The following is a 21,521-nucleotide window of genomic DNA, read 5'->3' as shown; positions in this document are numbered from 1 at the left end:
TGGTCTTGCACGATAGCTTGGAAGAGATGAGCAACCTTGTAAAAATTGTCGAGTGCCCGCGCGATGCCTGGCAGGGACTTGCGGGGCATCTGCCCATCGAGGTGAAGACCGAATATCTGCGTCGGCTGATCGACGCGGGATTCCGTCATATTGACGCGGTAAGCTTTGTTTCTCCGAAGGCAGTTCCGCAGATGGCGGATTCGGAAGAAGTGCTGCGCTACCTGATGCCTCCCGAAGACGTGGAGATTATCGGCATCGTGGTCAATGAGAAAGGCGCCGAGCGTGCAGTTCGCAGTGGCGCGGTTCAGACGATCGGATTTCCATACTCTATTTCAACAGAGTTCCTGCAGCGTAACCAGAACCAGACTCCCGACGAAGCTCTCGATGCTCTGGAAGCCGCCGGAACACTAGCCTATAAAGCAGGCCTTGGTGTAGTGGCATATCTGTCGATGGCCTTTGGCAATTCCTATGGCGAGCCGTGGAGCATCGACGAAGTGGTCAACGCATGCGAACTGCTTGCCGACTCGGGTGTGCAGCAGATCTCTCTTGCGGATACCGTTGGTCTCGCGACTCCTTCGCAAGTTGAGGACACACTTGCCGCTGTGATTCCCTTATTCGATGGCATTGAAGTCGGCGTGCATCTTCATGCTCGGCCACGCGACGCAGCGGCGCGCATCAGTGCAGCCTATGCCGCGGGTTGCAGACGCTTCGATTCCGCTATCGGCGGGCTGGGCGGTTGCCCGTTTGCACAGGATGCTTTGGTTGGCAACATCGCGACGGAGACGTTGCTTGCTACGCTGCGAGAGTGTGGTGCGGTGCTTCCCGACCTGGGGTCTCTGGATGGGTTAGTGCGCGCCAGTGCGGCGATCGGCAGTCATTTCGGAGCTGCTGTATCTTGAATCTGTCAGCAGGTAGAAGAGGGCAATTGTGGAATACACAACCATTCTGGTATCGGATCAGGGGCCTGTACGGCGTATCACGCTGAATCGTCCGGGGCGGCATAATGCGCTGACACATGTGCTGCAGACAGAACTGATCGCAGCACTGGAGGAGAGCGTAAGCAGCGCGTGCCGGGTGGTCGTCTTGCATGGGGCAGGGAAATCCTTCTGCGCCGGCCTTGATCTCGATGAATTGCAGACAAGTGCCAATAGCGATGGGAATGAGGCGAAAGCTCGCGCGGAATTGCTTGCACGTATGTTCCGCACCTTGCATGATCTGCTGAAGCCAACCATCGCGGCAGTAAAAGGCGCCGCCATCGCTGGAGGTACAGGATTGGCGATGGTTTGCGACTATACCTTGGCTACGCCCGACGCGAAGTTTGGATTCACCGAAGTGCGCATTGGGTTTGTGCCGGCGTTAGTTTCGGCTTATCTCGCTTTGCAGGTTGGAGATAAGCAGGCACGCGGCCTTTTATTGAGCGGCAGATTCTTCGGTGCCGCTGAGGCGTATCGCCTCGGGCTCGTACATGAAGTAGTCGAGCAGGGGCAGCTTACCTCTCGGGTAAATGAACTTGCTGAAGCACTGGCACGCAATAGCCCGCAATCATTGGCAGCCACCAAACGCTTGCTTTCTTCGCAAAATAAGGCGTGGCTCGATTCTGCTCTCACGCTGGCGATTGAAGCGAATGCCGAGGCTCGCGAGACAGAAGATTTCCGTGAAGGGATTGCAGCGTTTCTGGAGAAGCGTTCCCCTGTATGGATGAAAGGTTAAGAGCTTATTCGGGAATCGTTGATGCTTAGGTCGGACCGATACAACCTGCCGAGCCCGCAGCCGTCACAGACTTTCAGAGTGCGCAGAGGAGGGAGTGACTCGATTCCGGCATAAGCTTGATTTGTAAGGGGGTGTTTGGTGGACCTGATCGGGATCGAACCGATGACCTCTTCCATGCCATGGAAGCGCGCTCCCAGCTGCGCCACAGGCCCACTACTAAGGTGGGAACAACTCATTTATTGTCGCCGGTTGGGCGCATTTCGTCAAACCTCGCGGCATCGCTGCCAAGTGTGACAGCCATCCCTGCGACGATTAAAGCCAGGCCCTCGGCGAATCGTGTCTCGTACGCGAGAAACATCTCTTTTCCGGCGGCATAGGCTAGTGGGAACTTCGTTTCATCAATGCGCGCATTTCGTGTCTCGATATCGTATTGAGGATTTGCCGCGCTCTTGACCTGCGCTACTGCCTGCTCCTCGATCACGAATCCCACTGTGTAGCTATAGATTGACGTCGTCGCCACAACGGATTGCCGTAGTGAGAAGCCGCTATTCACCAGCCTGCGCAGGTTTGCGTCCATCGCCGCGTAGAGAGAGGCATCCGTCAGATAAGTGCCGCTGAACATTCTTGCCCCGTCGCGATACGCCAGAAGCGTTCGACGAAGCTGCCCGCCCAATTGAAGACACCAGTTCTGCCAGTGCTCCACCGACTCCAAAGCTGGCAGTTGCCCGGCAAGATCGCGCATGACCTGCGTCGCCATCTCATCCAGCAGATCCTGCTTGTTGCGGAAGTGCCAGTAAATCGCTGGCGCCTGCACGTTCAACCGGGCTGCCAGGCGTCGCAACGTCAATTTCTCCAGCCCGGATTCATTCAGAGCAGCGAAGGCCTGCTGCAAGATGGATTGGCGATCAAGTGGCACGAAGAAAATTCTAGCAAATTCAATTTAACGGTGTTAAAGTTTTATTTAACTAAGTTAAGGAGGTATGCAATGCAAGCAGCCGTCGTCAATGTTCTCGGCCAACCACCCCAGTTTCAAGAGTTTTCCGATTCCGTCGCCGGACAAGGCGAGGTTGTGGTCAAAATGCTCGCCGCGGGACTTCACCCGATTGTGAAGTCTCGCGCCAGTGGCGCACACTACTCCAGTTCCGGCAAAGTTCCTCTCATTCCCGGCATTGACGGCGTGGGAGAACTGGACGGGAAGCTCGTCTACTGTTTCGGCTCGCAAGAAGGGCTAGGAACCATGGCGGAAAAGACGGTCGCTAGGCCAGAGAACTGCTATCCACTGCCACCTGGCCTTGACCCTTTACAAGCTGCGGCGATCGCTAATCCCGGCATGTCGGCATGGCTCTCGCTCAAATTGCGCGCCGCGCTCAAACCGGGTGAATCTGTTCTTATTCTTGGTGCGACAGGCGTGGCTGGGCAGTTAGCTGTGCAGGCCGCGCGCCAGCTCGGAGCGTCGCGCATCATCGGCGCCGGCCGTAATGTAGATGCCCTCAGGGATTCCGGTGTGGACGCGATCATTACGCTGACCGATCCCGAAGAGGCCATCTCCAGGGCCTTTGCCGATCAGTTATCGCAAGGAGGCTTCGATGTGGTCATCGACTATCTTTGGGGCCGCCCGACAGAGCTTTTCCTCGGAGCATTGGCGAAAAGCTTTCGCCCGGATGCTACCAGGAGCACCCGGCTGATCGAAGTCGGCGAGAGCGCAGGTAAAACAATCGCATTGCCCGGCGCCTTGCTGCGCAGCGTGGATCTCACGTTATCTGGCAGCGGCTTTGGCAGTGTTCCGCTCAAACAGGTTCTCGGTGGCATTCAGGAACTGCTGCAGATTGCCGCAGAGGGACGTCTTCAAGTTGCGGTCGAGCCAGTGCCGCTCGCAGAAGTTACCGAAGCCTGGGGACGCACTGAAAAAGGAAAACGGGTCGTTTTCACGATTGAATAGTCAGGAGCGCACCAGTCAGAGCGCATCCGTTTTTTCCGCATATAGTCGGGAACACTTCTGCCGGGGGTTGGTGTCTAACGAAGTAGAGCTGTGGTGAAGAGCCAACGCGGAAAGATTCGCCGTCAGGCCGGATTTACCGGCCGAGCGGCAAAAACTTCTGGCATCGGCAAATCACACCAATTCTTTCACTTCGGCACGATTAGTGTGTCTGGCGCTTGCGCCGGCACATGCAAAGATAACGTCGTATGCGTTAATGTGGAGGGCACGGACTTGCAGGCGGGAGTTACGTTGGGAAACATCGCCAGTGCGCTTTCACTTCAGACGGAAGAAGCCGCTCTGATCACCGAGTTACAGGCGGGATCGGAAGAGGCTTTTTCGTGGCTTATCACCCGGTATCATCAGCCCATTTACAGCCTTCTGGCGCGAACGGTGCGTGATCCCTCAGACGCTGCCGATCTCACGCAGGAAGTTTTCGTGAAGATATTTCGCGGCATCGGCTCGTTTCACGGCGAGTCTTCCCTTCGTACCTGGATCTACCGCATCGCACTGCGTGAAGGCCTGAACCAGCGGCGCTGGTGGCGTCGGCACAAGCAGCAGGAAGTCACCATCGAAACCGAGATGATCGACTGCGAGAACGGCGAACCGGCACGGCTCAAGGAAATGCTGGTCGACTCGGGCGAATCGCCGTATGAGATGGCGACCCACACCGAGACACGGGAACGCGTAGAAGCTGCACTTCGTAAAGTTCCTGAACCGTTTCGCATGACATTGATCCTGCGCGATATCGAGGGCTTTGTTTACGAGGAAGTGGCCGACATGCTCGGCGTGAACCTCGGCACCGTGAAGTCGAGATTGGTGCGTGGACGCGCCTGTCTGCGGCAGCTGCTGTTGGCTGATGACGCGCAGCGTGTGGCTGCAGCCCAGACGGCATTAGCCGGGGCTGCCTTGGTGGGGCAAGGAGAGGAGGCGCGATGATCTCGATTCTTTCCTATATCGCTTCGCCATCCTGCTCGACAGTCCGAAGCAAGTTTGGCGAGTATTTGGATGGTCGTTTGACCGGACGCGAAATGCAGCGCGTGTCGGGTCACCTGGAAAGCTGCAGCGAGTGCGCCGTCCATTTCGAGGCCGAGCAGCGTATGCTGCGCGTGCTTTCTTCGCTCGGTCCGGTGTCAGGCGCAGCCAAAGAGCCAGATGATCTGGTCCTGCGCATCCGTGTGGCGATCTCACAGGAGCGCCGCGAGCGTCATCGCGACCGCAAAGAGCAATGGATTCTCGCCTGGCGCAATACGATTGGGCCGTTTCTGCTGCAACTCTCTGCAGGCTTTGCCAGCGCTGTTCTGCTGCTGGGTAGCGTCGGACTGGTCGTGGGCATGTTTGCCCATCCCGAGCACGCCTCGGCTCAGGATGAGCCGCTTGGTGCAGCAACCGCGCCGAAGCTGTTGTACAACTCCGACGCCGCTCCTGATGTCGTGCCCATCGGCACCGCCAGCGGCCCTGTCGTCGTTGAGGCCTACGTCAACGGTTCCGGACGGGTCTACGACTACCGCATCGTCAGCGGACCTGACGACCCACAAACCCGCGCGCAGGTTGAAAACATCCTGCTATTCAGCGTCTTTGAGCCGGCCCGGTTCTTCGGACAGCCGGTACGCGGCCTCGCAGTATTGTCGTTCTCTGGTGTTTCGGTTCACGGCTGAGCTGTCAGCCTGCCGATTGATTTGCTGCTCTGGTTCTCTCGTCTGCGATTTGCTTCACATACATCTCATTGCTTATGCGCGGGGCTGGTGATCCAGTCCCATTCTTCTTTGCTGCGATCGAGAAGCTGTGGCGCATCCTCGGGCAGAATGTAGCGCTCTTTCACTAGAGCACCCAGCGCCTGCTCAAACTTGACTCTGTAATCGGTATAGCTCTCATAGCGCTTTGCAATCGGCACACGCGGATCGAGCGCCTTGGAGGGCTCTCCGCTCTTGAGCGGGAATGGAGAGAATGAACCTAGGAACGAGATCCGCTGCGTCGGCGCGCCAATCGCAGGCGACCTTAGATTCCAGCCGGTATACGTCGCCAGCGACACGGTAATTTCCGGCAACGCGATGCCGCCAAGATCGTTGCCATCTGCGTCGACCTGCGGCACCAACGCTCGATAGTCATAGAGAACCTTTGGGGGTTGCTCCGATAGTATGCCTGCTCGCCAGCCGGGCCCGAAATCGAACTCCCAACCCTGCGCATTGTCCGGCGGCAGCTTTATGCCAGGAATCGCAGGAAACGTCAGTTGATCCACAGGTACCAGCGTTCCATCGGCAATCTTCGGATAGCGACTCGCTGGTGGCTTCCTGTCATCGCGAACCCATCTGTCCATGTTCGCGATCATCGCCCGCCAGAACCACCGTATCGGCAGCGGGCTGGGCAGGTTCTGGCTAAGCAGGTCGCCGTCTTCCATTTTTGGCGGAAAGGGAACAGAGAAATGCTGCAGGCCCGAGAAAAAGTAAATCCGCACATTCGGACTGATAGGCACATCGGCCTTGCCATCGGCTGTGGTGTGAATCAGCGAAGCCGCCCTGCTCCAATACTCGTACGAAGTATGCGAGAAAAATATCTTCGGCACGACATGCTCACGCACGGCCGCATCGAGAATGCCGCTTTTGCCATCGCCGGGATGCGCCGGATTGCTCTCCGGCAGATCGGTGAAGGGAAAGATATCGGTCGGCCAGTCGATTGAGGCCATTGGTTGTGCATCGCGTGAAGGCTGCGCAAAGCGGTAATTGAAATCGCCGCGACCTCCACCGGCTACGTGCGCCAGCACGCCATCGAGTGCGATCTTCCCGTTCTCATCCGCATTGAATCCCTCGTACAGAAGATCGCGCAGAAAACGCCCGCTCTGCGAGATGCCGCTCGCATACACGGAATGCACCGGAGCCAGCGCATCGGGAGAGTGCGCATCTGGAGAATGTTTGACCCACGAAGCAAAATCGCGCACCGCCGCTAATCCCAGTCCTGCCACCACCGGATCTTGCGCGACATAGACCAGTTCATAGATCTTGCCCGGCACAAATCCTGTATTCAGACGAAGGAACCTGTCGCTAGGCGTCAGTTTGCCATCCACTGTATGGGCAAAGCTCCATTCCGAACGCGGAATGACCGTGCGCTGCCCATGCGGCGTATCGCGCACAGTCAGCACATTGCGTGGATCATCCGGAGTCGCCACCGGATACTCTGTTCCACCGAGCCGCCAGCCCATGATGTGCCCAAGCGGGACCTCGTTCTCTGCTTTGAAGGGAGTGAAATCATCGCGTAGCAGGCCAGTGATGCGCTTGCCGCCTGCGTCATAAGCAACCGGAGCATACAGCCTAAGGCCGCTCGGCGCATCCCACTGCCATCCCAGTGCCGCATAGGTGTAACCCTGCTTCAGCAGCCATCCATCGCCAAAATCGGCAGCACTCGCCGGGTCTCCTTTGCTACCATCCACAATCGACAACATACCCTTGCCGCCGCGATTCGGAATCTCCAGCAGCATGGCCTCATTACTTCTGGACATCGGACGCAGCAGGTAGAGATCGGCTGAAAACTCGACCTCGCCTTTTGCATTGCGCGGAGCTTTGTTGAGGTCCATGATGCGCCTGTTGTGTTCGTTCGCAGGATTGACCGCAAAGTAGACCCGCGCCGTGATCTTCTCATAGGCCGGAATCCCCAGAGAGCTATCAGCGGCCAGTGGCGTGCGCGAAAGCACCTCAACCCGCGTGACGCGGGCCAGTGCGGAAGTGGAGAATGCGAGGACAACGAGGACGGCGAAGCCTGCGCGGAGAGACCGTAGCATGATGACCCGAGTATAAGCACTGGCCCTTAGAGCAAATGGCATTTACATTGGTACGAACATGCTCAATCGACGCCGCTTCCTCTCAGCCTTCGCAGCCGCGGCTGCATTTCCGTGGCTTTCCTCGGCGGCTCGCGCCCAGGAGTCCGCTCACGAATCCTCGACCACCTCGCTGCCGCCCGCATTAGCCGCACTCAAGAACCGCCGGCATGAGGCCACGCCGATTACCTCCGCCGAGCGCGAACAGCGTTTTGAGCACGCTCGCGAACTCATGGGAAAAGAGGGAATCGACGCCGTCGTCATGATCGGAGGCACCTCGCTCGTGTACTTCACAGGTATCCGATGGTGGAACAGCGAGCGTCTCTTCGTCTGCGTCATTCCGCGCAAAGGTGCGCCGTTCTATGTAAGCCCGGCCTTTGAAGAAGATCGCGCCCGTGAGCAGATACGCAGCGCACCCGGCGGAGCCGAAGCTCGCGTCTACACCTGGCAGGAAGACGAAAATCCCTATGTGCTCGTCACCCGCGGCCTCAACGATCTCGGCCTGACCAGCGGCAAAATCGGCATCGAGGAGCGCGTCACCTTCGTATTTTCCGACGGTATTCACAAAGCCGCACCGGGCTTCGAAATCGTCAGCGCCATCCCCATCACCGCTGGCTGTCGCGCCGTCAAGAGCTCTGCGGAACTGAAGCTGATGCAGCTTGCCAACGACATCACCCTAAGCGTGTACGAGGCCGCCTGGAAATCGATCCATCCCGGCATCACCAACGCCCAGGTCAGCGAATGGATCGGAGCAGCCTATGGATTGGTAGGCTTCCCTGGCGATGCAAGCTGTCAGGTCGATGAATATTCCGCCTTGCCTCACGGCTCCATCCAACCGCAGATGCTCAAAGAGGGAAGCATCGTTCTCATCGATGATGGTTGCAACGTCGATGGCTATGAGTCCGACATCAGCCGTACCTTCACCATCGGCAAGCCCACCGACAAGATGAAACAGGTCTTCGACATGGTCCACCGCGCTCAGGCAGCGGCGCTCGCAGCAGCCAAACCCGGAGTAGCCTGCGGCTCTGTCGATGCCGCCGCACGCAAGGTCATCGACGACGCGGGATTCGGCCCTAACTACGCGCACTTCACCCATCGCGTCGGCCACGGCATCGGCATGGATGGCCACGAATGGCCATATCTCGTGCGCGGCAATCCGCAGCTTCTGCAGGCGGGAATGTGCTTTTCCGATGAGCCGGGCATTTACATACACGGAGAGTTCGGCGTCCGCCTCGAAGACGACATACACATCACCGAAGACGGCGCAAAGCTCTTTACTCCACAAAGCCCGTCACTGGAAGAGCCATTCGCAAATGCTTAATGCTGTAAATGCTTAGGAATCAGCCGGGAAGCGATCACTTTCCCGGCTGGCGCAGCGTCTAAGCCTCATCCCGCGCATTTCTGCACAGAAACGAGAGATGCACTAGACTGCATTGTGATGTTGTTTCGCAAAGATTCCCGCTTCGTTCCCTTCGCTCTCACGCTCGTGCTGCTGATAGCTGCGCCTCTGATTCCGGCCAAAACTGCTTTGGCGCAGGCATCCAGCTCGTCGTCTTCCTCGTCTTCTCCAAGGCCCACGTTCGCACAGGAAAAAGCCCCGTCGCTGGTCGATCCAGCCGGCCCGGCAATTGAACTCATCCCCTCTGAGCAGCTTTTTTTCATGGCTGCGGCTCTCAATCAATGCGGCTACGATGACGGTCTCGCCGACAGCGACCCTATGCGCCAGAACGTGCGCGACCAGATCCAGAAAGTGCTGGCCACCAGCGAGGACGCCCGTAAGAAGCGGGATGCTGTTTGCCTCTACATCGCCCAGCACCGCATGACCGGTACCGTGAAAGATATCTCCCAGTATGTATCTCTGGCGCTGTATCTCACACCTCCGCCAGCGCTTGAAACCTCAGTAGAGCTGCCTGAGATGCCCCCCGACTCAACCCAGGTTGTTGAGATTTTGCCATTGCTGCGCGATTTTGCCACAGCGGTCGATCTGCATGGTATCTGGCTTACCCTGCATCACTCCTATGACGAGTATGTGAACCAGCTCCATGACGCGCTCACCAAGATGATCCTCACCACCAACTACTATTTGAAGACGCCGGTCTCCACCTACGATGGCCGCCGCTTCGTTGTTGTGGTCGAGCCGCAGTTGAATCCAGGCACGGTCAACGCTCGTATCTACGGCACGGATTATGTCGTGGTCGTATCGCCGGCACACAATCAGATCCGCATGCTGGACGTGCGTCACACCTACCTGCATTACCTCATCGAGCCTCTGCTCTACCAGCGCGCCGATGCCATGGAACGCTATCTTCCCATCCTCAAGGAAGTGCGCGAAGCTCCTCTCGATTACCGCTATCGCTCTGACATCGTCGATCTCACCATCGAGTGCCTCATTAAAGCCATCGAGGCGCGGACCATGGATACCGGCATCAAGCCTTACGTCACACCCACCGATGAGCGGCGTCAGGATTTCGCCCGCATCGAAACTGAACGCAACGCCGTTGCGGCGAAGATGGAAACAGTCCGCCAGGCCCAGGTCCGTCACGACATGAATCAGGGCTGGGTCCTCACCGCCTATTTCTATGAGCAGCTCCTGCATTTTGAGCGCGATCCGGCCAGTATCAAGGACTCGATCGGTGAGATTGTCTACAGCATGGATGTCGATCACGAGGTTCATCGCGCGCGCGATATTACCTTCGATCAGCAGGCCGACGACGATGTTCTACGTCGCTCCAAGCCCCGCGTACTCACCGGTCTCGACCTCGCGGAAGCCAAGCTCTCTACCGGCGATCCGGCAACTGCGGCTTCACTCGCCCGCCAGGCTCTGGCCGCTAACGATGCAAGCGTAGACACAGGCCGGGCGAACTTTATTCTTGCCCGAACTGCCATCATGGGTGGCGATCCCGACAGCGCCATGACAGATTTCCAGAAGGCAGCCGACACCGCAAAGGAAACCCGCATTCGCGCCTGGTCGCATATCTACCTGGGGCGCATGATGGACCTGGCCTGTAAGCGGAATGATGCTGTTGCTCAATACAATCAGGCGCTTGCGGTTCGCGACGGCCAGCAGGATACCCGTCTGGCTGCCGAGCATGGCCTGAAAAAGGCATACGAGGCGCAACAAGGGCATACCTGTTCGGCTGACGATTCGAACGATGATGGCAGCGGAGCTGCAAAAGACGGCTCCGATCCGGCAGCCGGCAGCGTGAAAGCGCCCGCTCCCGGCGATTCGTCAGCGGCCTCTTCCGGTACAGCTGCACCAAAATAGAGACACTTCCGTTTGACCGCCGGACAATTTCGATTTCGTTTGCGTCTACCATAGAAGTGATGCCGAAGACGCCCGCCATTTCCACAGCACGATCCTCCAGGCGCGCACCCGGCTCCATATCCAACCTGGAGCAGGCTCTGGGGCATCGCTTCTGCCACCCCGAGCTGCTGTTGCAGGCCCTTACCCATCGCTCGCAAGCCTATGAAGAAGCGATGGATAGTGGTGAAAATACCGAATCTGAGCGCGGAGACAACGAGCGGCTCGAGTTTCTCGGCGACGCCGTACTCGGGCTCCTGGTAGCCGAAGCACTCTATCAGCGGCATTCTGGCTGGCGCGAGGGCGAGCTGACCCGCATCCGTGCTCAGCTCGTCAGCCGCAAGCACATGGCTGAGGTGGCGCAGGCAATCGATTTAGGCGCGCATCTTCTGCTGGGTAAAGGAGAAGAGCGTTCTGGTGGCCGTCGTAAATCGGCCATCCTGGCCAATGCCATGGAGGCGGTGCTCGCGGCCATGTATCTCGATGGCGATCCGGAGAAGGACAGTCAGGGCGCTCTTGGACCTGTTCGCCGCTTTGCGCAAAAGCATATACTCGGTCCCGCGGAAGACGAGCTGGCCCGCGAACTGCTGTCCGGAGCCTCCCTCGGAGATCACAAATCCGCGCTGCAGGAATATTTGCAGGCCAATCATGCTGGCGTTGCCGTATATGTAGTTGAGAACGAAAGTGGCCCGGATCATCGGAAACGCTTCGAGGTCGAAGTTCGCGTCAAATCGAAAGATGGCCGCACAGGAGACGCGTTGGCCCATGGCCTTGGAACCACCAAGAAAAAAGCCGAGCAGGAAGCAGCTCGCCGGGCCCTTGGGCTTTTGATGCGTGGCCTGGCGAGCGCTCCACCGGATGGAGACGCTCCGATCTCTCCCGAAACGATGCAGGAGCCTGCCGAAGTATGAACCGCGCTCCCGCCTTCCCGGCATCCGCCGAACTCGCCGTCCCGGAAAATCATTCTGCCGGGACATTCGCTCAGGGCAGTCGGCCAGAAGTGCTTGCCGTGACACTGCCTCAAGCGGCGAGTGTGCGAAACACTCCCTCGATGGGGCTGGGCAAGGCTATCGCCCATGACGCGATCCACGGCGCTCCGGAGGCGTTCACGTCCCTCCTGCGCACACTCATCGTCGCGCTCTTCGTACTCACATTTATCACGCAGCCCATGGTCATTCCCTCCGAGAGCATGGAGCACACCTTGCTCGTCGGAGACTTCCTGCTCATGAACCGCGAAGCGCTCGCTCCTCCAGGCATCTGGAAACGCATTCTGCCGTACGACGGCGTGCAGCGCGGCGAAATCGTCACCTTCCACTCTCCGCTCAATCGAAAGGAATATCTGGTCAAGCGCGTCATCGGCATGCCAGGCGACCATCTCCGCATTGACCACGGCGCAGTCTTCGTCAATGACCAGCTGCTCGACGAGCCTTACGCCACCTTCGAGCCCATCCCCGAGAATCCCTATCTCGATCGCTTCCCGACCAACGTCTACAGCGACCCCGGCGTTGAACCCGGCTGGTGGAAGCAGATGCAGCAGTTGTCGCACAACGGTGAGCTCGTTATCCCTGCCGGCAAATACTTCATGCTCGGTGATAACCGCAATCACAGCCGCGATTCGCGCTACTGGGGTTTCGTTTCGCGCGATGAGATCGTGGCTCGTCCGCTGGTCATCTACTTCTCCCTCACCCGCCCGTCGCGCACCGATGTGCAGCAGGCGTCGGATGATAGACTTGGGCAGCAAGGCGATGCTCCTGGCAGTTGGGCCGGTTTCGCCCGGTGGAAGCGCATCTTTCGCGTCGTGCGATAGATATCCGTCAGGTTTGCAACCCGGCAGCAGAAGGAGCAAACGCGCTACGGAACGAAACGCGGCTCGGCGTTCGTAGTGCATTAGAGGACATCGAGACATTCCTCGCGAATCTTAAAATCGGTTTGGTCACGGAAACGGAAATATGCCTAAGGCAGAGAAACTAGCAGCAGAAACTCTCACTCCGGTCCCCGCTGATGTTGTGCCGGTGCCGGCTGAGGCAGCCAGCGGAGAGGCCGAGGAAACTCCACTCGAAGCACTCGCCAGCATATGCTCCGTTCTCGTCATCGGTCTCTACATCCTGACCTTTCTCGCGCAGAACTTCGTCATCCCCTCCGGCTCGATGGAGCACACACTGCTCGTCGGCGATCACCTGCTGGTTGACCGCATCACCATTGCGCCGCCTTCCTACTGGATGCCGCTCGTTCACTACCGTGAACCTAAGCATGGCGATATAGTCGTCTTCTTCAAGCCTGGGAATCCAGATATGTTCCTGGTCAAGCGCCTCATCGGGGTTCCCGGCGATCACATTCATCTGCGCAACGGCGTCGTCATCCTCAACGGAGTTGCCCAGAATGAGCCGTACGCCAAGCTCTGGCCCGGCGATACCTACTACCCCTACATCGACGATTTCCCGTCTGTTTCAACTGCTGATGCAAATGGCGTCACCGAAGAATGGGCCGTCGATCTTCCCAACCATATCCAGGGCAATGATCTCGTAGTGCCTCCAGGCATGTTTTTCATGATGGGTGATCATCGCCACGACAGCCTCGACTCGCGTTTCTGGGGTTTTGTGCCACGCGCCAATATTGTCGGCAGGCCGCTCTTCAATTACTGGTCCTTCAAAACGCCCGATGACGAAATCGACAAGACCAGCATCGGCGACCATATTGCATGGATGGGCCATGTTGCGATTCACTTCTTCACAGATACGCGCTGGACGCGAACCTTCCACATGGTGAAGTAGTCTCATGGATGCCCCAGGTGCGGGTGCAGCCGCGAAGGATGAATCCCGGCAGAACGGATCCGAGCGGAACGGATTAATGACCGATGCGGCCGGGACCGATGTAACTGGCTTGAACCAGTCCGGCTCCGCTCCCGAGTCAGAGCCGGAAAATCCTGAAGCAAGCAATGAAGAAGCGGAGTTCCGCAATCGCTGGCGTCGCCGTTTCGCCATTGCCGCCATCGTCATTACGCTTATCGCCGCTGCGATTATCCTGCCGCCGTTAGTTAACATTGGCCGCTACAAGCACCAGATCACAGCGCTGATGGCTCGATCGCTGGGTCGTCCGGTGCATCTGTCCAGCGTTGGCCTGCGCTTGCTGCCGATGCCTGGTTTCGTCCTCCAGGATCTTTCCGTCAGCGAAGATCCCCGCTTCGGCTCCGAACCCGTTCTGTCCGCTGGGACCGTGGTTGCCCGCGTAAATCTTCTTGCTCTGTGGAGCGGCAAGCTTGAGATCAGCCGTATCAGCGTCGATGAGGCAAGCCTCAATTTGGTGCGCGCAGCCGACGGTCGCTGGAACATTGATTCCCTCATGCTCGGTGCCCAGCCCGCACTCACCGGACAAGCTCAGCCAGGCCGACCGGTCTCCCGCTCTTACGCGCACTTTCCTTATCTCGAAGCCACCAATTCGTGGATCCACTTGAAAGAGGGCTACGAAAAGAAGCCATACGCACTCAGCGGTACCGATCTCTCTCTTTGGCAGGACGAGCCGGGCCAATGGCGCTTCCGGCTCAGAGGCCTGCCTGTGCGAACGGACATTCCCATGAGTTCGGCTGATGCCGGTGAGCTACGCGCCGAGGGTAGCCTGCGCAGCGCCGTTACGCTGCGCGATATGCCGCTTTCCTTACAAATCGAGTGGCGAGAAGCGCAGCTCGGCCAGCTCTCTCGTCTGCTGTTGGGTTCGGATTCAGGCTGGCGCGGCGACGTTACTGCCGATATCGAGGTGCATGGCACCGCTGAAAATGCACAAACCCGCGCTCGCCTTCGCGTCGTCGGTATCCGCCGTGAGGAGTTCACTCCGCAGACTACGCTCAATTTCGACGCCAACTGTACGCTCCGCTACCAGCATTCTGCTCACGCCGTGCATGATCTGGCCTGCGACACAGACTCCGGTGGCGGTCAGATCCACCTTCGCGCCGATCTGCCCGGAACCGCGGGCGCACCGCACGGGACCGTCGAAGTCCACGATGTTCCGCTTCAGGGTGGCCTCGACCTGTTGCGCTCCATCCGCAGCGGCTTTGCGCCTGGCCTGTCCATCGGCGGCAAGATCAACGGAAGCCTCACGTACGCTCAGCCTGAACCATCCATGCCTGCACCAGCGCTGCATGCCACGAAGCTCGCGCAGCAGGCAAAGGAGATCCAGGCTCCACCTTCGTCACTTCGAGGCGAACTCGTTGTAGAAGGCGCGAAGATCGAAGGTGACGCGCTCAAGGAACCGCTGACTTTCCCGCGCATTACTTGGGTTCCGGCTACGCCGGTCTCCGCCGCTCCTGCTCAAAAGCACACGGCTTCCGCCAAGGTAGCTGGGTCGGAGCAGGCCGGGCTCGCAATGACTACCCGTTTCGTTATTCCTATCGGAACGGAAAAGGCTGTAGCATCGCGGCCTGCGCCGCAACCTGCGGAGCCGTCGTCACCCGCCGCAGAAACATCCCCCGACAAGCAGCGGACGAAATCTGCAGTTTCCCCCATCGCACAACCGCCTGCACGTCCCGAAGCCCAGGCTCTCACGGTGCAACTCATTTTCGGTCAAAACGGCTATCAGGCAGAGATGGACGGAGCAGGGAATATCACCCGCCTGCGCGAACTTGCGTACGCTCTTGGCACGCCGCACCTGGATGTGGCGGACACCCTGAGCGGCTCAGTAGACCAGCTCGCCCTCCACGCAGCAGGTCCCTGGCTGCCTTCCAGTGACATTGGAGTAGAGACTGCGCCTTCTCCCGCGCCGGTGCCAGTCCCCGGCGAAGCATCCCAGCCGGCGCAGCCTGTCTCTGGAAAATCTGCTGCATCCGCTGCTCCGTTGCCACCGATTGCCCCCTTTCCCGTTAAGGATTCGCTGAGCGGAACAGTGGTCATGAGGCGCGCGATCTGGTCCCCCGCCTTCCTGGTTTCTCCGGTCACGCTTAGCCAGGTGTCGTTTGGCCTTTCTTCTGCAAACCTTACCTTTGCTTCCGATTTCAACTTCGGCAGCGCGAAAGAACCAATCCGCGAGGCTGAGCCGAAAGCTGCCAAACCTCAAAATCCCGAACCAAAGAGCGAAGCGTCAGCCAAAACAGGGAACGCGCCTGTCGCTGAGACCCAAAACATCACCGGTTCCCGCGCTATCCGGGGAAGCGTCATCATCAGCAGTCCAATCGTCTGCCCTGTAGGCAAGTGTCAGCCGCAGATGCAACTGCATTTCGTCACGCTCAACGCCGCCGATCTTCAATCGGATCTGCTCAATACACCCCAGCCCCAAGGCTTCCTGGCCCCGTTGATCGACCGCATGCGATCCTCGGCTCCGGCAAAATTACCCGATTTCGATGCCGAAATCCACGTCGATAGCCTCACCCTTGGCACACTGGCCTTCCCGTTCAGTGCAAAACTCCATCCGCAGCAGGGAAACTTTATCCTCGACAACTGGACGGCGACTCTCTTTGGAGGCTCAGTCGAAGGCACCGGAGAGGTTTCGCTTACTGACGGCAAACCTACCTATTCGCTCGATGGCTCCTTCAAGCAGGCCAACGGCTCGTCTCTTGCAGCCTTCACTGGTCTTCACGCCTCAGGAGGCGCTATCTCAGGCAGCGGTCAGATTCAGCTCACTGGATTGACCGTCAAGGATTTAGCAGCCTCCGTGAAAGGCAAGCTCCACTTTGACTGGCAAGGCGGCTCGCTTCAGGTTCCCGGTCAACCGGCTGTTTCTCGTTTCGACGACTGGAGCGGCGACACCAGCCTCTCAGCCGGCAAGGCCGAGCTGGATGCCAACACCCTCAGCCATGGCAAACAATCTGTCACGGTCTCCGGCTCACTCCCATTCGGAGAGCCGGCGAAGCTCGCCTTCGCACCGCCAGCCAAAGCTGAACAGAAATAAGCCTCCCCCGTACAATAGAAAGATGACGGCCTCTTTCACTGCTCCGCCGCAGCCTGTTTCCTCTCAAACCTCTCGCAACGCAACTCCAGTCACCATTCGTTGCAAAGGCGTCCTCTTCGATATGGACGGCATTCTCATCTCATCCCTTGGTTCCGTTGAGCGAAGCTGGCGCGCCTGGGCTGTCTCTCACAGTCTGGACGTCGCGAAGACCATCCACACCGCCCACGGACGCCGCGCCATCGAAACCATCCAGCTCCTGTGCCCTGACCTGGACTCAGAAGCCGAGCTCAAGCACATCGAAGATTTGGAAGTGGCCGATAACGACGGCCTCGCCGTTCTCCCCGGCGTCCTTGACCTGCTCGCTGCGTTGCCCACCGCAAGCTGGACCGTCGTCACCTCGGCCACGGAACGCCTCGCCCGCGTCCGCCTCGCAGCAGGTGGTGTGCCGGTTCCCGAAAAGATCATCACTGCCGATCACGTCACCAGCGGCAAGCCCCATCCCGCACCCTATCTGGCTGGAGCAGCGCTGCTCGGCATGGACCCCAAAGATTGCGTCGTCTTCGAAGACTCCGCTTCTGGCACAAAATCAGGCCGCGCTGCCGGATGCATCGTCATTGGCACCACCTTCTCGCATCCAGTCGAAGAACTCAGCGCTGCCCACTACCTCATTGAAGACCTGACCGGCATCTCAGTCCACGCCACCCCCGGCCAGGATAGTTTTGAGCTGACCTTTGCGCCTCTGGCGATCCAGAAATAAGCCACCGGCCGCTTCTCACCCACGAGCGCGCAGAATCTCATCCGCGCGCGTCAAATCGTCTTCTGTGTCGACGCCGATGGTGTCACCCTCAGCCTCGCCCACATAGATAGCCATGCCGTTCTCCAGCATCCGAAGCTGCTCCAGCCGCTCCGTCTGCTCCAGCGGCGAGGGTTTCAGCGCCGCAAACTGCTCCAGCGCTGCTTTGCGATAGGCATACAGCCCCAGATGCTTGCGATAACCGGAGAATCCTACGCCATCCCGGTCGTAGGGAATCGTTGACCGCGAAAAATAAAGCGCCCGCCCATCGGCGGCCGTCACCACCTTCACCGCATTGGGATTCGCAATATTCGTCGCAGGGCAGGGAACTGAAACCGTCGCCACAGCAACCTCCGCTCGCGCAAACAGGCTCAGCATCGGAGCAAAATGCCCCGGCGTCATCAGTGGTTCATCCCCCTGGATGTTGACATAGATTCCCGCATCCAGCTTTCGTGAAACCTCATACACCCGGTCACTGCCACTGGCGCACTCCGGCGAAGTCAAAATCACCGGAATCCCGCGAAACTGGCATGCCGTCGCAACCTCGTCCGAATCGGTCGCCACCACTACTTCGTCCATCTGCCCACTACCCTTGGCAGCCAGCCAAACCCACTCCACCATAGGCTTGCCTGCAATATCACGCAGCACCTTGCGCGGCAGACGAGTAGAACCAAGACGGGCAGGAATCACCCCCAAAACACCAAAACGACGCTCAATCAGAATCGACATAACCCTACGAGTCTAAAGCCTCGAAGCAACCGCTATCGTGTATCTGGATTTCAGCGCGCACGTTTGACCGGACTTCCAGCCATCCGTATCATCAAAGAGGCGCATCTTTGCATTTTCCCTTCCTGCGCGCCCACCCGGCGGAGTAGCTCAGATGGTTAGAGCGACGGATTCATAACCCGTAGGTCGGCGGTTCGATCCCGCCCTCCGCCACCAGAACATCTCTTTTATTTTCAATATTTGCAGTCCGAGCAAAAGCCGGCACGTGGTAATCAGCCCACAAATATTGGGCGCACCATCCAGTAGATGGCGGTGAACCACAGCACAATTCCCGTGGCGAACGGGAGCCAGTACCAGCGCGACTCACGAAGCCTTACATTGGAAATGCCGTATAAGACCATTCCGAGACCAATAGCGGCAAGCGAGAGTGCGCGAGTCAGGTCGTGCGTCCATATCTCGACCGCTATCCCAGCCAATAGGAATAGGATTCCGCCGGCGACCGTAAACCGATGGGATGTAGGGTTCTCATATTCCCTGCGGTGCATCCGCTCGAAATAATCGGTGATTGAGGACATGCACACCTCATGGCGAGATTGTACGCCTGGGAAGATTTGAATACGCTTCGATGGTAGGATTCTCCGCAACGGAGGTCTCCATGAAATTAAGAGAACTAGATGGTTGGCCACCTCAGTCCAGCGGGATTCACCCTGGATCCTACGTAGTGCCTAAAATCGAGCAGGCGATGTTGAAAGGGGTAGTGGGAACGCACCGCAATTGGGTAACGTTTGTATGTTCTTTTGAAGGTACTGATCACACGTATGACTTCGAAGCGCCTGACAAGGGGGATGCATTGCGCATCGAGAAGATCCTCAAGAACAATATTGGCAAGAGCATTCTTGAAATAGGCGAGATCCAGTTCCTGCTTATCGAGTCAAAAGGTATTGGGCTATTGCAATAGTTCGCCGTGTTGCGGTTCGACCCCGCCCTCCGCCACCAGAATCTCCTCCAGCGCAGTGCCGACGCCGCGGCTCACGGCTCTGAAATCGTCACCCACGATTGAATCTTGCACGTCCCGTGTTGCGGGAAGACCTGCGGCTTAGACGTAGATTTAGATTCAATTGGCCGACTCTATAATGCGCAGATTCTTGGGCAATGAGTTCTCGAATGGGTGCTACCGTCCTTCCTTAAGACACAGGCCACGTGAATCGCCGAAACCCAGAGTGCTCCGCTGCGCAATTTTCAACATATTGCTAGAAAACATAGTGAAGTTACACCCTTGCTGCTCGCTTCCACCAAATGGAGGAAGCTCAATTCAACCAATCAGGCGGCGACATTGCAATAGTAGACACGGCAGAATTCATGGTTGGGGCCAACTTACTTTCATCCATGAGGCTGCATTTGTCTTTCTTTCACGTGCCCAAGGCGTATTTGTTTGTAGTGTGTTTGACTGCCGTGACGGCAGTAGAACTGGGGTACAGTCAGACTCCTTCTGAACCTGCGCTTTACGGTGGCAATGCGAGATCAGCACCTGTTGGACAGCAAACTGGATCTTCTACCGCAGGTGTCTTTACTCCTGTTCTTGACTCAGAGCACAGGCCGATCACAGCAGGCGGCTTCGTCAAAACCGGTCCAGTGATCTTTCAAGATGTTTCGGAAAAGGCAGGTCTGACCACATGGCATCACAAAATGGGAACGCCTCAGAAAGCCTACATTTTGGAAACCATAGGTTCTGGCGTCGCATTGCTGGACTACGATCATGACGGCTGGCTCGATATCTATTTCGTGAATGGTTCCACCTTTGACGCGGAGAAAGGTACGGCTGATCCTCCACACGCCGCTCTCTTTCACAATAATCACGATGGAACATTTACGAATGTAGCGGAGAAAGCAGGCGTTACTAACGATCGCTGGGGCTTTGGCGTCGCAGTCGGAGACTTCGACAACGATGGCTGGCCCGATCTGTACGTGGGCAATTACGGAAAGAATCGTCTCTACCACAATAACCACGACGGAACATTCACGGATGTGGCTGAAACCGCCGGCGTAACGGTCGGAAACTGGTCTACCGGGCCAAGCTTCGGAGACTATGACGGCGACGGATTACTGGACATTTTTGTTCCCGGCTACGTTCATTGGGACATGAACAACATGCCAGCCTCTGGAAGCAAAGCTGTTGGCTATGCAAATTGCTCTTTTCGCGGCGCCCAGGTGATGTGCGGTCCGCGCGGGCTGCCGGGGGAGCCCGATCATCTTTTTCATAACAACGGCGACGGGACTTTCACAGATGTCAGCGTTAAAGCGGGCGTAAACGATAAAAGGCGCAATTATGGCTTTTCTTCGACCTTCGTAGATATTGATGGCGATGGCAAAGTTGACCTTATCGTGACAGACGATTCGTCGCCCAACTACCTGTACATCAACAAGGGCGACGGCACATTCGACGATTCAAGTTTCTATTCAGGATTCGCGTTGAATCAGGATGCGCGTGAAACAGCTTCCATGGGACTGGCTGTCGGCGACTATCAAAACAACGGCCGTCTCGATCTTTATACGACTACATTCTCTGATGACTATAAGACGCTCTATCGCAACGACGGCGACGCCAACTTTGTCGATATCACTCCTCAAATGGGTATCGCTGAACCGACGTATCCCTTCCTCAGTTGGGGAACGGAATTCTTCGACTACGACAATGATGGCTGGAAGGACCTGATGTTCGTGAGCGGGCATGTCTATCCGCAAGTGGATAAGCATGATTGGGGCACATCCTTTGCTGAACGCCCGCTGCTGTTCCATAACCAGAATCACGGGAAAAAATTTGAAGTGATGCCTGCAGTCGAGGGTACCGGTCTGGCTGATGTGATTCCGGCTCGCGGCGCCGCCTTCGGAGATCTCTTCAACGATGGAAAGATCGATGTTGTCATCAACTGCATCGATCACACTCCGGTTCTGCTGCGTAATGTGAATGACGATCACAATCACTGGGTAGGTGTGCTTCTCATCGGCGGATCGAAAGGCCCTCGCGATGCGATCGGATCCACCGTGTATCTGACAGCCGGAGGGATGCGTCAGCGCGGCGACGTAATGAGTGGAGGCAGCTTTGAATCCTCCAACGACTTCCGTTTGCATTTTGGACTGGGAGAAGTGACATCCGTCGACAAGATAGAGATACGTTGGCCAGACGGAGTGAAAGAGAGCTACAAGCTTCCCGGAGTCGACCGCTACTTTGCGATTGAAGAAGGGAAAGGCCTGTTGCCCAGCGTATACGACGCCATAGCAGCGGAAAAATCTTCAGCCAAATCTGAAATGATGCGGACGGGAAAATGACCGCGTT

18 protein-coding genes and 2 tRNA genes are annotated in these 21,521 nt (G+C 57.7%); 15 read left to right on the top strand and 5 right to left on the bottom strand.

Features of this window, described 5'->3' with window-relative positions; all coding sequences use genetic code 11:
- Window positions 1-26: 26 nt before the first annotated feature.
- Entirely contained in the window at window positions 27-899 is an 873-nt protein-coding gene (locus OHL22_RS04050; protein WP_263333517.1) for a hydroxymethylglutaryl-CoA lyase, read from the top strand.
- A 28-nt stretch (window positions 900-927) separates the two neighbouring features.
- Window positions 928-1,710, top strand: a complete 783-nt coding sequence (locus tag OHL22_RS04045; protein WP_263333515.1) for an enoyl-CoA hydratase/isomerase family protein — start codon at window positions 928-930, stop codon at window positions 1,708-1,710.
- Window positions 1,711-1,846: 136 nt separating this feature from the next.
- Here OHL22_RS04045 and OHL22_RS04040 read toward each other — a convergent pair.
- Together OHL22_RS04040 and OHL22_RS04035 are read right to left on the bottom strand one after the other, a co-directional pair.
- Window positions 1,847-1,922: transfer RNA gene (locus OHL22_RS04040), tRNA-Ala, on the bottom strand.
- A gap of 20 nt (window positions 1,923-1,942) precedes the next feature.
- On the bottom strand, window positions 1,943-2,626 hold the full coding sequence (locus OHL22_RS04035; RefSeq protein ID WP_263333513.1) for a TetR/AcrR family transcriptional regulator C-terminal domain-containing protein: 684 nt from the start codon (window positions 2,624-2,626) through the stop codon (window positions 1,943-1,945).
- 69 nt (window positions 2,627-2,695) lie between these two features.
- Here OHL22_RS04035 and OHL22_RS04030 point away from each other — a divergent pair, with 69 nt between their 5' ends.
- The 3 genes from OHL22_RS04030 (at window position 2,696) to OHL22_RS04020 (ending at window position 5,343) form a co-directional block, all read left to right on the top strand.
- Window positions 2,696-3,649 (top strand): quinone oxidoreductase family protein, encoded by a 954-nt coding sequence (locus tag OHL22_RS04030; protein WP_263333511.1) that lies wholly within the window; start codon window positions 2,696-2,698, stop codon window positions 3,647-3,649.
- 288 nt (window positions 3,650-3,937) lie between these two features.
- Window positions 3,938-4,624, top strand: a complete 687-nt coding sequence (locus tag OHL22_RS04025; RefSeq protein WP_263333509.1) for a sigma-70 family RNA polymerase sigma factor — start codon at window positions 3,938-3,940, stop codon at window positions 4,622-4,624.
- A complete protein-coding gene (locus tag OHL22_RS04020; protein WP_263333507.1) occupies window positions 4,621-5,343 on the top strand; it encodes a zf-HC2 domain-containing protein in 723 nt (240 codons plus the stop codon). The genes OHL22_RS04025 and OHL22_RS04020 overlap by 4 nt, the downstream gene beginning before the upstream one ends.
- A gap of 65 nt (window positions 5,344-5,408) precedes the next feature.
- Here the strand turns inward: OHL22_RS04020 and OHL22_RS04015 are convergent, their stop codons facing one another.
- Window positions 5,409-7,457 carry an alpha/beta hydrolase domain-containing protein gene (locus OHL22_RS04015; RefSeq protein ID WP_263333505.1) on the bottom strand — a complete coding sequence of 683 codons (2,049 nt, stop codon included), beginning with the start codon at window positions 7,455-7,457 and terminating at the stop codon, window positions 5,409-5,411.
- Window positions 7,458-7,515: 58 nt separating this feature from the next.
- Here OHL22_RS04015 and OHL22_RS04010 point away from each other — a divergent pair, with 58 nt between their 5' ends.
- The 7 genes from OHL22_RS04010 to OHL22_RS03980 all read left to right on the top strand — a co-directional run bounded on the left by OHL22_RS04010 (window position 7,516) and on the right by OHL22_RS03980 (window position 17,425).
- Window positions 7,516-8,814 carry a M24 family metallopeptidase gene (locus OHL22_RS04010; protein ID WP_263333503.1) on the top strand — a complete coding sequence of 433 codons (1,299 nt, stop codon included), beginning with the start codon at window positions 7,516-7,518 and terminating at the stop codon, window positions 8,812-8,814.
- A gap of 117 nt (window positions 8,815-8,931) precedes the next feature.
- Window positions 8,932-10,758, top strand: a complete 1,827-nt coding sequence (locus tag OHL22_RS04005; RefSeq protein WP_263333501.1) for a tetratricopeptide repeat protein — start codon at window positions 8,932-8,934, stop codon at window positions 10,756-10,758.
- 59 nt (window positions 10,759-10,817) lie between these two features.
- Window positions 10,818-11,705 (top strand): ribonuclease III, encoded by an 888-nt coding sequence (gene rnc / locus OHL22_RS04000; protein WP_263333499.1) that lies wholly within the window; start codon window positions 10,818-10,820, stop codon window positions 11,703-11,705.
- The gene (gene lepB / locus OHL22_RS03995) at window positions 11,702-12,601 is read left to right on the top strand and encodes a signal peptidase I (RefSeq protein WP_263333498.1); all 900 of its coding nucleotides are present in this window, start codon (window positions 11,702-11,704) and stop codon (window positions 12,599-12,601) included. Before rnc ends, lepB (OHL22_RS03995) begins: the two co-directional genes overlap by 4 nt.
- Window positions 12,602-12,743: 142 nt before the next feature.
- A complete protein-coding gene (gene lepB, locus OHL22_RS03990) occupies window positions 12,744-13,565 on the top strand; it encodes a signal peptidase I (protein ID WP_263333496.1) in 822 nt (273 codons plus the stop codon).
- A 76-nt stretch (window positions 13,566-13,641) separates the two neighbouring features.
- Window positions 13,642-16,668, top strand: a complete 3,027-nt coding sequence (locus tag OHL22_RS03985; protein WP_263333494.1) for an AsmA family protein — start codon at window positions 13,642-13,644, stop codon at window positions 16,666-16,668.
- A gap of 22 nt (window positions 16,669-16,690) precedes the next feature.
- Window positions 16,691-17,425: an HAD-IA family hydrolase gene (locus tag OHL22_RS03980; RefSeq protein WP_263333492.1), complete on the top strand. Its 735-nt coding sequence runs from the start codon at window positions 16,691-16,693 to the stop codon at window positions 17,423-17,425.
- 15 nt (window positions 17,426-17,440) lie between these two features.
- Here the strand turns inward: OHL22_RS03980 and kdsB are convergent, their stop codons facing one another.
- Window positions 17,441-18,190, bottom strand: coding sequence for a 3-deoxy-manno-octulosonate cytidylyltransferase (gene kdsB / locus OHL22_RS03975; RefSeq protein ID WP_263333491.1), 750 nt, complete (start codon window positions 18,188-18,190; stop codon window positions 17,441-17,443).
- A 136-nt stretch (window positions 18,191-18,326) separates the two neighbouring features.
- Here kdsB and OHL22_RS03970 point away from each other — a divergent pair.
- A tRNA-Met gene (locus tag OHL22_RS03970) sits at window positions 18,327-18,403 on the top strand.
- 56 nt (window positions 18,404-18,459) lie between these two features.
- Here the strand turns inward: OHL22_RS03970 and OHL22_RS03965 are convergent.
- The gene (locus OHL22_RS03965; protein WP_263333489.1) at window positions 18,460-18,762 is read right to left on the bottom strand and encodes a hypothetical protein; all 303 of its coding nucleotides are present in this window, start codon (window positions 18,760-18,762) and stop codon (window positions 18,460-18,462) included.
- Between the two features lie 80 nt (window positions 18,763-18,842).
- Here OHL22_RS03965 and OHL22_RS03960 point away from each other — a divergent pair, with 80 nt between their 5' ends.
- The gene (locus OHL22_RS03960) at window positions 18,843-19,145 is read left to right on the top strand and encodes a hypothetical protein (protein WP_263333487.1); all 303 of its coding nucleotides are present in this window, start codon (window positions 18,843-18,845) and stop codon (window positions 19,143-19,145) included.
- A 428-nt stretch (window positions 19,146-19,573) separates the two neighbouring features.
- Window positions 19,574-21,514: a CRTAC1 family protein gene (locus OHL22_RS03955; protein ID WP_377819129.1), complete on the top strand. Its 1,941-nt coding sequence runs from the start codon at window positions 19,574-19,576 to the stop codon at window positions 21,512-21,514.
- Window positions 21,515-21,521 lie beyond the last annotated feature (7 nt).

This window comes from Acidicapsa dinghuensis, assembly GCF_025685685.1.
Lineage (GTDB): Bacteria > Acidobacteriota > Terriglobia > Terriglobales > Acidobacteriaceae > Acidicapsa > Acidicapsa dinghuensis.
The sequence above is the reverse complement of the archived record's forward strand: the minus strand, read 5'-3'. Positions and strand labels throughout refer to the sequence as shown.

Coding starts and splice junctions, on each gene's coding strand:
- OHL22_RS04050 (WP_263333517.1), top strand. CDS start 27: ATGAGCAACCTTGTAAAAATTGTCGAGTGCCCGCGCGATGCCTGGCAG.
- OHL22_RS04030 (WP_263333511.1), top strand. CDS start 2,696: ATGCAAGCAGCCGTCGTCAATGTTCTCGGCCAACCACCCCAGTTTCAA.
- OHL22_RS04020 (WP_263333507.1), top strand. CDS start 4,621: ATGATCTCGATTCTTTCCTATATCGCTTCGCCATCCTGCTCGACAGTC.
- OHL22_RS04015 (WP_263333505.1), bottom strand. CDS start 7,457: ATGCTACGGTCTCTCCGCGCAGGCTTCGCCGTCCTCGTTGTCCTCGCA.
- OHL22_RS04010 (WP_263333503.1), top strand. CDS start 7,516: ATGCTCAATCGACGCCGCTTCCTCTCAGCCTTCGCAGCCGCGGCTGCA.
- OHL22_RS04005 (WP_263333501.1), top strand. CDS start 8,932: ATGTTGTTTCGCAAAGATTCCCGCTTCGTTCCCTTCGCTCTCACGCTC.
- rnc (WP_263333499.1), top strand. CDS start 10,818: ATGCCGAAGACGCCCGCCATTTCCACAGCACGATCCTCCAGGCGCGCA.
- lepB (WP_263333498.1), top strand. CDS start 11,702: ATGAACCGCGCTCCCGCCTTCCCGGCATCCGCCGAACTCGCCGTCCCG.
- lepB (WP_263333496.1), top strand. CDS start 12,744: ATGCCTAAGGCAGAGAAACTAGCAGCAGAAACTCTCACTCCGGTCCCC.
- OHL22_RS03985 (WP_263333494.1), top strand. CDS start 13,642: ATGACCGATGCGGCCGGGACCGATGTAACTGGCTTGAACCAGTCCGGC.
- OHL22_RS03980 (WP_263333492.1), top strand. CDS start 16,691: ATGACGGCCTCTTTCACTGCTCCGCCGCAGCCTGTTTCCTCTCAAACC.
- kdsB (WP_263333491.1), bottom strand. CDS start 18,190: ATGTCGATTCTGATTGAGCGTCGTTTTGGTGTTTTGGGGGTGATTCCT.
- OHL22_RS03965 (WP_263333489.1), bottom strand. CDS start 18,762: ATGTCCTCAATCACCGATTATTTCGAGCGGATGCACCGCAGGGAATAT.
- OHL22_RS03960 (WP_263333487.1), top strand. CDS start 18,843: ATGAAATTAAGAGAACTAGATGGTTGGCCACCTCAGTCCAGCGGGATT.
- OHL22_RS03955 (WP_377819129.1), top strand. CDS start 19,574: ATGAGGCTGCATTTGTCTTTCTTTCACGTGCCCAAGGCGTATTTGTTT.